Source organism: Klebsiella sp. K5-306 (genome assembly GCF_051835185.1).
Lineage (GTDB): Bacteria > Pseudomonadota > Gammaproteobacteria > Enterobacterales > Enterobacteriaceae > Klebsiella > Klebsiella oxytoca.
The window spans coordinates 78,779-90,568 of sequence record NZ_JAIFJY010000017.1 but is presented as its reverse complement, the minus strand read 5'-3'; the positions used below and the strand labels follow the sequence as shown (position 1 = coordinate 90,568).

Below are 11,790 nucleotides of genomic sequence, written 5' to 3'. Positions count from 1 at the left end.
GACAAGCACCGGACCAGGAAGCGTTTTTACAGGTAGGAAACGGCGTACTGGAGAGTGGCTTCGACCGTACCAGCCGATGCCGCGCCGTTGGCGTAATACTGCGCGGCATAAGTGGCGCTGGCTTCCGTCTCTCCCGGCTTCAGCTGCAGATCGCCTTCACCTTTGAAACCGTTGGTCAGATTGATAACTTTCTCAGCCGTATCGAGAATCTGGACTTCTACGTTGGCGGCGTCCCCGGTATTTCCAAGATTACCGTTGCTGGTCACCTGGTTACCGACAAAAACGGTAGAGATTTTGGTCGGTTTATCGGCATTACCCGTACAGCCGGTGAGACCAATATCGAATGTCACCTGACCTGCGGTATCGCCGCCTTTCGCCAGTTCTTTGGCACTCACCGTCGGCAGAATAACTACCGGTTTTGCCTGATTACCGTTAATGGCTACAGAACAGGTTTCATCGGAAACTTCACCACGAAAGGTAATGGTATTATTGGACATCGCAAATGTACTGGTAGAAATAAAAAGTGAGGCTGTAAGCAAAGCCAGTGTCGTTTTCTTGAACATGGTCGTTTATTCCTTTATTGCTGTTTGTTTTCAACTAACGCTACTCGCTCTGCTAATAAAGCAGATAAAGCAAACGTCCTTTGGTTGAGGCCAAACAAAATAGCTTGTCGCCGGGCAAGTTTTATTGTGCGCCCCTCTGAAACAGGGCGTATAGCAACTGGCGTTATAGCCCCGCGGCGCTATCATGTTTAAGGCCAATCTTAGAAATAATTTTCGGAAAAGAGCTTCCTGACGTGCTGAATAACCCTTAAATTTTCCTTACTTACCTGGCATGCGGAAATTCATAAATTCAAATACCGGTAAGAAAAATTCACAAAAACCAAATAACCACATGATTTAAAAGGAAGTAAACTAAATAAAAAACATTTTTAGCATCAGTATGAATGTCGTCACAGAAGACTACTGATGCAAAGAGGGATGAAATCCTCCTGCCCCATGTTAATATAGCAAGCGACAGCAAAACGTATTAAAGATCGGGTTTACCATGGATGAGAAATCGTTACTAATAGCTAAAAAGGTGATATTTGATAGCGCTAAAATGACATTAACCAACGGTGATAAAATCATTAAAATTTCAGAATCGGAGACAAATTTACTCCTTGCCTTCTATCGCGGAATATATAAAAAGGAAGATATTATTAATTTTGTCTGGAAGAACCGTGCGGGTTGTGTTTCCGAATCGAGTTATTACAAGCTCATTAACCAGATGCGGAATAACTTTGTTCTTGTTGGCCTGAATGCGGCCGATATTGTTACGCGACCACGAATTGGCGTCTCGTTATCATTGGCGTTAGAACCCATCAAAAAAGAACCTACGCCACGATGCGAAAACGTCAGGGATGCAGGGTGCGAAAAAGATAGCCAACGGGCTCTCACGCCGGACGTTAAAAAGATTTCAGCCAAAATACGCCCTCTCGTCCTGACCATTACACTGTTGTTGTTAACGGGTGTTGCGATGCTATTTCAGCATGCGCCAGCGCAAAATAAACACAACAGTAGCTTCAGGATGCTCGGTAATGAGGATGACTATATCTTCTTTAAGATGGCTACCGATAAAGTGACATTTAAGGAGGTGGTTTCGGCTTATCACACCCTGACGCTGCCGCTATCTCGCCAGAACGGACATTATCTTTATTATCTCCGCGAACCGAATATGAATCTTTTTTTGCAGTGTCTGAACCCTGTTGAAACGGCGGTACCTAAATGCATTACCATCAAAGAACGCTACTAGTCATCCTGTGCGGTCTGCTCTGCGGATGTATCATGCTGGCAACGCTGGTATATCAAGGAGCCAGGCGCGATGCAGACGAAATACATAATCTTATTTGCACTGCCAAATCAACTATTTATATAAAGCCGAGAGAGCTCATACTGAACGGAACTTTGGTGCTGGATCTTAAGTCGAACCGCATTGCTATTCATTATTCCGTGCAGGATCAACGGCGAGAGCAGCGGTTATTCTTTCAGGATGTTGCAATCACCCCGCTTAACCGCACCGGCATGAAAACCTACACCTTTCGGGTTAAAGCCGTGCACAAATTTAATTCTGATACGACGGGTGAGATGTTTTCCTGGCTGCGTCTCCTGCAGCCGGCAACCGAGAATGAGCTGACGATAAATAAAATCGGTCCGAGGGCCTATCTTTTTTCACTGAACCGGCAGATCTATAATTTCTGCACCACCAGCGGCAGCGCTAAAGCATAATGAGTATAGCGACCATCGAGACAGCCGCGCATCCCTTCGTGAATGAGAGACAAAGCCAGTGAAACTAAAGCTATCTTTTGTGATTTGTTCAGTGCTTGTGCCGCTGGTCGTGATGATTATATTAGCGCTGCTGGTCAGCGTACTACAGTTTAAACAGGACGTCGCCCTGAGCGCGAATACCTTATTACGTTTCAGTAACGATGTATCAACCGCCTCATGGCGGGTCACCGCAAAAACCGTAAAAATAGCGGACAGACCCTGCGCTGAAATGCTGTCGGAGCTTAACCGAACCCGCGCCTTTACCCCCTATATCCGCGATATCGGTCTGCTGGAAAACGGCAACCTGCTCTGTTCCTTTGTTACCAGGGAGCAGGCGCACCCTTTTCCTTTGCCGCCGGGTAAAACGCTCCCGACGCCGTTACCTGCCAGATGGGTCCGTTCATTTGACTTGATGGCCGGAGGACCAGGCAGACCCGCGGTGGTTTACACGGAGCAGGTGACGGCGCAAAAATCAGCGTTTGTCATCGTCGATTCTCGCTATATTCAGGAACTGATGGATGTCCTCGCAGAGGAAAGAGCCGCCGTATTCAGCCTGCGGTTTGGCGAGGGCGATAGGATTATCAGCCAACCAGCGCAGCGTGACAGAATAGTGATGACCCAGCATTTCGTCACCGCCGACGGTAAGATTTCGCTTACCGTCGGCGCGCCTCTCGCGGCATTGATGGCTCTGTGGATGAAATCTCTGCTTATCTTTATCCCTCTCTCGCTTTGCTTCTCATTTATGACCCTTTTTCTTTACCGACATTGGGCCCAGAAACGGCTATCCATGGCCCGAGAAATCACCCGCGGTATGAAAAACGGGCAGTTCACAGTGCATTATCAACCTGTATTTAACGTCAGCCGCGCTCATTGCGGCGGCGTGGAGGCATTAATGCGCTGGCCCCTTCCGGATGGGAGTTTTATTACTCCCGACATCTTCATCACCGCGGCAGAAAACGAAGGGATGATCGTTCCGCTTTCGCGTCACTTATTTAAGCTCATCGCCCAGGATGTCGAACGGTGGCAGGTTGCCGGGGATTTTTATATCAGCGTAAATATTTCACCTGAACATCTGGTGCATGAGAGTTTTATTGCCGATGTTGAATCGCTACTGGCAAGCTTAGGGAAACTGCGCCTCATGCTGGAGCTCACCGAACGCAGCCTCATTGTCCAACCGGCTTTAGTGTCAGATAAGCTCATGCAGCTGCGTGAGAAAGGCGTACTGATAGCGATTGACGATTTTGGTACCGGCTACTGCTCGCTTTCTTACCTTCAGCAGCTTCCGGCTGATTATCTGAAAATCGATCGTACTTTTGTCGATACGATTGATACCAGCGGCAGCGACGTGCCCATTCTGGATACCATTATTATGCTTAGTCAAAGGCTGGGACTTAATATCGTTGCGGAAGGCGTCAGTTCAGAGCATCAGCTACGCTATATCCTCGATCATAACGTAGGTTTTATACAGGGCTATCTTTACGCAAAGCCGATGAATTCAGATGATTTTACGGTCTGGCTTGATACACGGGGCAATGAGCAAAATGAAAGGATTAAAAGTAAAAACCTTTCAATAGATCGGTAGGCGCTGAGGTAACATAATGGTTAAACCAGAACGACTCATTCTTAGCAGAAGGCCCTATGAGTAAGAATAAGTACCTAATTGATAAGAAAGTCATTCTTGATTGCGAGCGGATGACCTTATCACGCGATCGCGAAAGCTTAAAAATTTCTGAATCTGAATGCAATTTGCTCCTTGCTTTTCATCAGGGACTCTTTAAAAAAGATGATTTAATCGCCTGGGTGTGGGGACGAAAAGGTGTGGTGGTTTCCAGTGCCAGCTATTACAAATTAATCAATCAATTACGCGGTTCGTTTGAAAAAATCGGCCTTCCCAGTTCTGCGGTATTAACGCGCCCTAAGGTTGGTGTGACGCTCTCGGTAACTATCGAACCACTGCCAGATGAATCAACACCCGCAACGCAAAATAGAGCCAGCGACACCGTTGCGCCAGTTGCAGAATCGTTGCCTGAGCCAACGCAGTCTTCGCAGGCAGTTTCAAACCGAAAAGAGTGGCTATTTTTAATCTGCGCAACGCTGTTCCTGCTGATGGTCATTTATCTCTACAGCAAACGCCATCCAGACTACTTTTCTGAGCTGGGAATCTATAACGGATATACCTTTTATGGTGTCACTGAAGATAATCGGTCTCTCGAGGATGCGGTGGGGGCTTTTTCCGAACTGAGTCAGCAAGTCTATAAGCAAAACGGCAATTTCATTTATTATATTCGCGTTCCTGACACCAATATTTTTGTTCAGTGTCTGAATCAACTGAATGTTTCGGAGCCCAAATGCATCACTATCAAAGAACGGTATTAAGAGGCATTACGCTACTTATTCTGGCAGCATCTTTTGTGCTGCTGATTTTACAGGCACGCCAGCAGCGCTATCCTCTGTCAGATGCGGATTCATTTCTATGCACCACTAAAACGGTAACTTCAGTCCTGCCTGGCAATTTTCTCGCTAATGGCAATATCGTCCTCGATTTCAAAAACAAACGCATTACATTGCAGTATGACATCACCACTAAAGAGCAAATCAAAAAAGTGTTGTATCGCGATGTGTATATGAAGAACCTGCAAATGCCTGGCCCCGGCATTTATACATTTGATGTCGATTCGGTAAAAGTTTTTTCTACCGACACCGCCGGTGATTTTTTAGCACATTTTCGCGTATTGCACCCCGATGCCGCCAATGAAATTCGCATCACCAGGGTCGGTAACAGCACTTATTTGTACTCAATCAATCGGCAGATATATAACGTATGCACCGCGCAATAAACCAACGCCGCCGTGAAAATTGACATAAAAAACCAATTATATCAATGATTTATAAAATCTTACTTTTTCTGAAAACGTCGGTAAAATACATGTAAGACTAATTTCATAACTTTTACTCGCTTTTTCTGGTTATATGGCTGCCGCAATCATCCTTCTACGGTTATTGCTTATACATAAGCATTGTTCTTTTCACCAACAAGGAGCTTTACATGCAGCGTGCTTTTTCACCATGGATTATGGCAGCACTATTATTTTCGCCCTCATTAGCGTTGGCGATGGAAAACCATACCCTCTCCCTTGGCTATGCCCAAACGCATCTTAGCGCGTTAAAGAAATCTGCAAGTAAGGATCTTCGCGGGCTCAATCTAAAATATCGCTATGAGTTCAATTCTGACTGGGGTGTATTGACCTCTCTCACGGCAACTCGTCATGAAGTACAACATTACCGTTGGGACGCAGGAAAACTACATAAAGATGGCGATAATACCACTAGCTATAGTTCGTTAATGGTAGGACCGACCTACCGGATTAATGACTATGTTAGTTTATATGGTAATGTAGGTATGGCTGGTATGAAGGTCAAAAACCGTGACAATCAATCTTCCTCAGAAGATGCTTTTGCCTATGGTGCAGGTCTTATTTTTAATCCATTCACTAACCTTTCCCTGGATGTATCATGGGAAACAGCTAAATTACTTTACGTTGATACAAACACATTTGGCGTGAGCGTAGGTTATCGTTTCTAATAAATAAAGACGCCTCTGTTTATGGCAAGGAATTCATCATCTCTGACAAAAAAAAGAATATCATCACTACGGTAAGAGACGTTATAGCCCTTTTAAGTATTTATATAAAATTATTCTTATAAGCTATACACCCCTTAAATCCTCCGGGTAGAACATTTTATTGCCAGCACGATGCGCCTCAACATCCGACTGGCTTCGCACCCTATTTGATTATTTTTAGCGATTTTGATTAAGGATTTTACATGAACAAAAAATTAGTCTTTCTCTCCGCTCTTATGCTCACAGCTTGCAGCGCTAATTCCCTCCAGCACGGTGCTGAAGGCGTGCGGGTAACGCATAATGAACCGGACACTTCGTGCACCTATTTAGGCGATGTCACCGGTAGCCAGGGGAATTTTTTCACGGGAGGCTGGACGTCAAACAGCAATCTGGAGACGGGTGCCCGTAACGATCTAAAAAATAAAGCGTGGAAAATGGGGGGGAACGTGGTGGTACTGTTAACCCAAAGGGCTGGCCAAACCGGAAGCGCCTATCATGGCACAGGCTCAAGCCAGCAAACCAATGTGACATTGAGCGGAACCGTATACCGCTGCCCACGATAAAATACACTATTCTGGCTCACCATCCGGCGGCCCTGCCCAAGATATCCCTAACGCAGTTGAGATGCTCATCGACCCGTGAGCATCTCAACTGCGATTCTCGCATTGGAGAACGCATCTTGATCCAGCCTGGCTGAAGAATATGCCTAACCCCATAGCAGAAAAGGGATTTTCTCTTACAATTGCACTCCTGCCAAACTACAGATTCTGCGCTTCATATTGTTTTATGTACGGGTTACGCATCCCTCGGGCCTGACGGGACAATAAGGTAGATGGCAGAAATAGCCCATCTCGTGATTGATTCCACAGGATGGAAGGTCTCCGGTGAAGGTGAGTGTAAAGTCAAAAAACACGGCAAAGAATACCGTCGCATCTGACGAAAGTTGCACATTGCTGTAGATGCAAAAACACATGAAATTATCTGCACCGAACGTCATTGAACAACGTCACGGACGCAGCAGCCTTCTCTGGGCTTAATCTGGCAGACACACCGAAAAATCAGATCAGCCGCAGCGGACGGCGCTGATTATACGCGGTTATATCGTGATGAACTGCGCCGAAAGAAAATCAGCACCCTATACCTTCCCGAAAGGGAGCGGGTTACTGGCCGGGGGAGTATGCAGACCGGAACCATACGGTTGCAAATCAGCGGCTAAGCGGGAGCAATGCCCGTTGAAAATACGCAACAGATTTTAACCGCCATTCGATAGCGGAATCGGTGATGTAGAGAGTAAAACAACTGTTCGGTGGTGCGCTGAAGTCAGGTTGCAGAGGCTCTGGCCATAGTACGTGCGCTGAACAAAATGACGAAGGCAGGAATGCCTGAAAGTGGGCGTATTGCCTGACAACATCCTCGTTTACGGGGATGCTTACCCACAATCTGTTTTTCAACAAAGCCTGACTAAATATACCGTGTTGTGTATCTCCGTCAGGCCATCACTGGCTGTAGCAAAAAAATCGAAGATTTGGTTACAGAGAATTCATTTGAATACGATTCGATTACGTCAAGTTTAAGTCCAAAGCAGTCCAGAAGTGACAGCAGTTTCTCAACTTGACCAAAAACGCGGACATAAAGTGGGGCTATTTGCTTCCCGTTAGCATCAAATCCTTCCTCGACAGCTGTTCTTTCCAGGCAAAACGAATCCATATTCTGGAATTTGCTGATACCAGCCGCCATCTTCTTCTCATCAACAAGGTCATACTGCCAACCGCCGGCTTTTGCCATTTCGATAGCATAGGTCAATCGAAGTAGATCCGGCATATTGTGAAGATCGTCGCTGCTCATAAGCCATAAATAATGCAGTTTCTGATTCAGACGCGCCCGAACGCCAAGTCGACGCCCCTGAGCAAGTAGCCAGTCTATATGCCCAGTTAAATTTCTGGGGAATCTCTTCTGTTTTCTGGCATCGGCCAACCAGCGGATCAGAAATATGTTTTCCTGCGCCTCGGTAACAACAAGCCGATCGTGCCGCTGAAGGCCGAGAGCCACCAAAGCGCACCAGGCTAAATGTCCAATATTGACGAAAGAAGAATCTTTGTTCATGCGCAAAAGAACCAACGACATTAATGCTAAAAAGGAAACGTCCCTTCAAGGGACGTTTTCTGCCGATTACTCAAGGTCAGCGTGTCTCTTAAACATCGTTTCGCTGGTTTCGCCGAGCTGGGCCATCAGCTCAAGCACGATTGCGTCATAGGCGATAAAGCAGAGCTGCTCAAAAGCCGATCCCATAGGCTGTGAAAAAGCATCGTCTTCACGCTCGTTGTCTTCTTTCACGGTTCCAGGCAACACAAGCGTGCTTTTGGCCAGTTTGCCGATTGTGGACTCCGCTTTCATTGTGACAAGCGCCACATCCACGCCACAGGCTACGGCCTTCTGCGCCAGGCTCACCAGACTGCCGGTCTCACCGCTGCCGGAACCAATAATGACCAGATCGCCCGGTTTCGTATGAGGAGAAGAAATTTCGCCGACAACGCTTACTGAAAAACCGAGGTGGAGAAGACGGTTTGCAAAACCGCGGATGGCGATGCCGCTACGACCCGCCCCCTGCAGAAAGATATGTTTAGCATTCTTAATCTGTGCGACGAATTGCGCAGCCTGGGCATCATCAATCTTCATCGCATTTTGCTGCAATTCGCTCAGGATATTTAAAGTGTTTTGTTGAACGCTCATGTGATTCTCTCCCTTTTAAGCGATGGTACGACCACCATCCATCAGAATGGTTTGCCCCTGGATGTACGAATTGTCTTTATCAGCCAAAAAGATTGCCAGGTTAGCCACATCGTCAATGGTGCCAAGGCGGCGTACCGGAATTTTTTCCAGAACAGCATCAAGATCGGCCTGGGTAGGATAATTGACACGCATCATTTCACCGGTATCAATCAGACGTGGAGCGATAGCATTAACGTTGACCCCCTTCGGCCCTAATTCTTTTGCCAGGCCGCGAATCAATCCCTCACCGCCAGCTTTACTGGCCGGGTAACTCACACCGCCGCCGGTGCCGGAAAGCGCAGAGCCGGATGAAATATAAACGATAGATCCATGATTAGTGGTGAAGTCGTCGTAGAACGCCTTGACGGTGTTGAACAGTCCGGTAAGGTTAATGGCGATTGTTTTATTCCACTCTTCAAAAGTGATGTTATTGACCTTATTAGCAAACGCCACGCCTGCGTTTAATACCAGAATATCAATGCGTCCAAAGGTTTGAAAAACCTGCTCGCGAACGTTTTCCAGAGCTTTCGGATCGGATACATCGGTTTTAACGAATAAGGATTTAACATTAGCGAAAGTTAACTCTTCGGCCGTCTTTTTACCATTTTCTTCGTTGTAATCGACAATAACAGTATGAGCCCCACGGTCAGCGAATTGCTTAGCAATACCTTTACCGATGCCATGTGCCCCACCGGTTACTAGCGCGACTTTACCTTCAAAATTACTCATTTCACTATACTCCTCAAAATCTCATGACAAAGGGGAGGACAACTCCCCTTTCAGGTAATTGGTAATTTAATTAATGCTAATAATAGCTTGTAGGGTTACTGGGTTTATTTGGTAGCAAACTGTTATTGGATCGCTGCCCTTAATGCCTGATAGCTTTCTTTCGGAGAACCGTTAAATAGCGCACCACCAACGACAATTAAATCAGCACCCGCATCCTTTACCTTTTTCGCTATTTCAACGTTGACGCCGCCATCGACCTCGATCTGAATATTACGACCGGCAACCATTTTTTTAGTATTCCTGATTTTCTCCAGACTTTTTTCAATAAAAGTCTGGCCTGGCTGTCCTGGATTAATGGTCATAATTAAAATGTAATCAATATCATCCAGAAGATACTCAATTACGTTTTCTGGCGTCCCCGGATTAAGCACTACGCCAGCTTTGCGCCCGGCTTTCTTGATCTTCTGGATAATATAATGCACGTGCGGCGTTGATTCATAATGAACCGAGATCATTTCCGCACCGGTTTTAATAACATCATCAATATGTCTTTCCGGGTTTGCCAGCATCATATGCACGTCAAATGTCATTGAGCTGGCTTTTTTCATTGCCGCGATTTGGTTCGGACCGAATGCGATATTACTTACATAAGTACCATCCATTAAATCAACATGCAGAATTTCTGTTTTTTCTGTTTCCAGAAACTGAATCTCTTCCTGCAAACGTAATATGTTTGCACCAAATACTGATGGTAAAATTTGTGCCATTTTAGTCAACTCCGTAAATTAATGAGTAACTGTGCTCAACCAGTAGGTCAGAAGTTCCCATGGGCCGGTTAATACGAAGTCCGTACCCTGGCCATTCAGGCCGACGCCAGCACCGTTGAGGAACTGAGTTGCACCGGGCGCGACATATCCCCCCAGGTACATAACCACCACACAGAACAGTAAGGTTGAGATAATCGATCGAATAACGTTGCCGTTACTGACCATAACCGTCATGGTCGTCATGTAGATGATTGACATCAGCACGCCGATTGGGAATATCTGAATACCCGGTAAAACCAGCGCGCAAAGCATCGTCAGAGGGATAGTAATAACGGTGACAGTCACCGTTGCTGGATCGCCAAGCGCCAGGGCGCAGTCCATCCCGATATTCAGTTCAGCATCTTTACCCATCTGCTTTTGCATGATTTCTTTAGCACTCTTACCTATCGGGTTAAGCCCTTCCATAAGGACCCCAACCACTTTTGGCAACAGCACCATGACGCCTGCCACGCCCATCGCCATTGGCACGATGGTTGTAATGGGTTGTTTGGTTAACAATCCCAGGAGACAACCGACGATCACGCCGATGATGGCGGGTTCACCGAATACACCCAGTCGCTTCTGAACGCTCTCTAAATCCACATCCAGCTTGTTTAAACCCGGAATGAAATCGATAATTTTGTTAACCACCCATGCAAATGGAAGTGTCCATCCGATGTGGATCATTGTGGTACAGGTCGTTCCCTCGAGGCCGTAGTATTTCTGCCATCTTGGCGCAATAAGATCGCCAATAAACAGTGCGGCTACGCTCAGAGCCACGGCAACACCCAACCCGAGGAAAAAGCTGTCAAAGACGAAGTACGCAAGAGCACCAGGAACCAGGAAATGCATATAGTTCCAGATGTCAACGTTCAGCGTTTTAGTCAGTTTCAGGCGAACCAGGATCAGGTTCAGAATGATACCAATTGGGATAACCATTGCCGCAAACGGTGCAACCCACGCAGCTGCGCCAACGGCAGGCCATCCAATATCAGCCACGGTGAACCCGCTGCCAATTTTTGAGTAATACGCAATTGCTGGCTGCAGGGCTGTGTTTAGCAGCCCAACAACCAGTCCCAGGCCGATGAAACCGATACCTACGGTGATGCCAGATTTAATGGCAGCACCAACTTTCATTCGAAAAACCAGACCTAAAAGGAAAATAACAAGCGGCAATATTGCTGTAGCGCCCATGCTTGTAATAGTAAACATGATGCTTTTTAACATTTCCATTTAACCATCCCCCGTCTTTTTTAGACTTTAGCCTTTGGAAATTTCGCTTAACAGTTCACCTAATTTTTTACGCAGCGCGGCTTCGTTAATACCGGTAATAAAACCTGCGACGCTCATGTGCGGCTTACCAATATCACCTTTATAATTATTCGTTGTCAGAACCACATCAGCACTTTGCATTTCGGAGGCCAGTTCGGACATACTACATTTATTAATTTTTACGTTGGCAATGCCGTATTCAGCACAAACCGATTTAACTTCATCAGCGGCAAGTGTGGAGGTTGCTACACCGCTTCCGCAGGCTACGAGGATAGTAATCATGGTA

The 11,790-nt window shown here is 46.4% G+C and carries 14 protein-coding genes and 1 pseudogene; 8 read left to right on the top strand and 7 right to left on the bottom strand.

Annotation, left to right across the window (positions count from 1 at the left end; translation table 11 throughout):
- Positions 1-26: 26 nt before the first annotated feature.
- Entirely contained in the window at positions 27-563 is a 537-nt protein-coding gene (locus tag K2184_RS22870; protein ID WP_163525450.1) for a fimbrial protein, read from the bottom strand.
- Between the two features lie 484 nt (positions 564-1,047).
- On the opposite strand from K2184_RS22870, the gene K2184_RS22865 reads away from it, so the two are divergent.
- From K2184_RS22865 to K2184_RS22830, 8 genes and pseudogenes are all read left to right on the top strand, one after another.
- The gene (locus tag K2184_RS22865) at positions 1,048-1,794 is read left to right on the top strand and encodes a winged helix-turn-helix domain-containing protein (RefSeq protein ID WP_004105476.1); all 747 of its coding nucleotides are present in this window, start codon (positions 1,048-1,050) and stop codon (positions 1,792-1,794) included.
- 32 nt (positions 1,795-1,826) lie between these two features.
- A complete protein-coding gene (locus K2184_RS22860; protein WP_023330024.1) occupies positions 1,827-2,267 on the top strand; it encodes a hypothetical protein in 441 nt (146 codons plus the stop codon).
- Positions 2,268-2,325: 58 nt separating this feature from the next.
- Positions 2,326-3,888, top strand: coding sequence for an EAL domain-containing protein (locus K2184_RS22855; protein WP_077268313.1), 1,563 nt, complete (start codon positions 2,326-2,328; stop codon positions 3,886-3,888).
- Positions 3,889-3,944: 56 nt separating this feature from the next.
- Positions 3,945-4,682, top strand: coding sequence for a winged helix-turn-helix domain-containing protein (locus K2184_RS22850; RefSeq protein WP_163525448.1), 738 nt, complete (start codon positions 3,945-3,947; stop codon positions 4,680-4,682).
- Positions 4,655-5,143 (top strand): hypothetical protein, encoded by a 489-nt coding sequence (locus K2184_RS22845; RefSeq protein ID WP_004105480.1) that lies wholly within the window; start codon positions 4,655-4,657, stop codon positions 5,141-5,143. Before K2184_RS22850 ends, K2184_RS22845 begins: the two co-directional genes overlap by 28 nt.
- A gap of 209 nt (positions 5,144-5,352) precedes the next feature.
- Positions 5,353-5,889 carry an Ail/Lom family outer membrane beta-barrel protein gene (locus K2184_RS22840; RefSeq protein ID WP_004105482.1) on the top strand — a complete coding sequence of 179 codons (537 nt, stop codon included), beginning with the start codon at positions 5,353-5,355 and terminating at the stop codon, positions 5,887-5,889.
- Positions 5,890-6,131: 242 nt separating this feature from the next.
- Entirely contained in the window at positions 6,132-6,491 is a 360-nt protein-coding gene (locus tag K2184_RS22835) for a DUF4156 domain-containing protein (protein WP_004105483.1), read from the top strand.
- 275 nt (positions 6,492-6,766) lie between these two features.
- Positions 6,767-7,333: pseudogene (locus tag K2184_RS22830) on the top strand (transposase); the annotation flags it as partial.
- A gap of 83 nt (positions 7,334-7,416) precedes the next feature.
- On the opposite strand, the gene K2184_RS22825 reads toward K2184_RS22830, so the two are convergent.
- From K2184_RS22825 to K2184_RS22800, 6 genes are all read right to left on the bottom strand, one after another.
- Complete coding sequence (locus K2184_RS22825; RefSeq protein WP_024274688.1) at positions 7,417-8,031, bottom strand: DUF2913 family protein; 615 nt, start codon at positions 8,029-8,031, stop codon at positions 7,417-7,419.
- 66 nt (positions 8,032-8,097) lie between these two features.
- On the bottom strand, positions 8,098-8,658 hold the full coding sequence (gene hxlB / locus K2184_RS22820) for a 6-phospho-3-hexuloisomerase (RefSeq protein ID WP_004105486.1): 561 nt from the start codon (positions 8,656-8,658) through the stop codon (positions 8,098-8,100).
- 15 nt (positions 8,659-8,673) lie between these two features.
- The gene (locus tag K2184_RS22815) at positions 8,674-9,426 is read right to left on the bottom strand and encodes an SDR family NAD(P)-dependent oxidoreductase (protein WP_108704569.1); all 753 of its coding nucleotides are present in this window, start codon (positions 9,424-9,426) and stop codon (positions 8,674-8,676) included.
- A gap of 122 nt (positions 9,427-9,548) precedes the next feature.
- A complete protein-coding gene (gene rpe, locus K2184_RS22810) occupies positions 9,549-10,193 on the bottom strand; it encodes a ribulose-phosphate 3-epimerase (protein WP_024274689.1) in 645 nt (214 codons plus the stop codon).
- An 18-nt stretch (positions 10,194-10,211) separates the two neighbouring features.
- Complete coding sequence (locus K2184_RS22805; protein ID WP_004105498.1) at positions 10,212-11,465, bottom strand: PTS transporter subunit IIC; 1,254 nt, start codon at positions 11,463-11,465, stop codon at positions 10,212-10,214.
- 27 nt (positions 11,466-11,492) lie between these two features.
- Positions 11,493-11,786 (bottom strand): PTS sugar transporter subunit IIB, encoded by a 294-nt coding sequence (locus tag K2184_RS22800; RefSeq protein WP_004105500.1) that lies wholly within the window; start codon positions 11,784-11,786, stop codon positions 11,493-11,495.
- Positions 11,787-11,790: the final 4 nt, after the last annotated feature.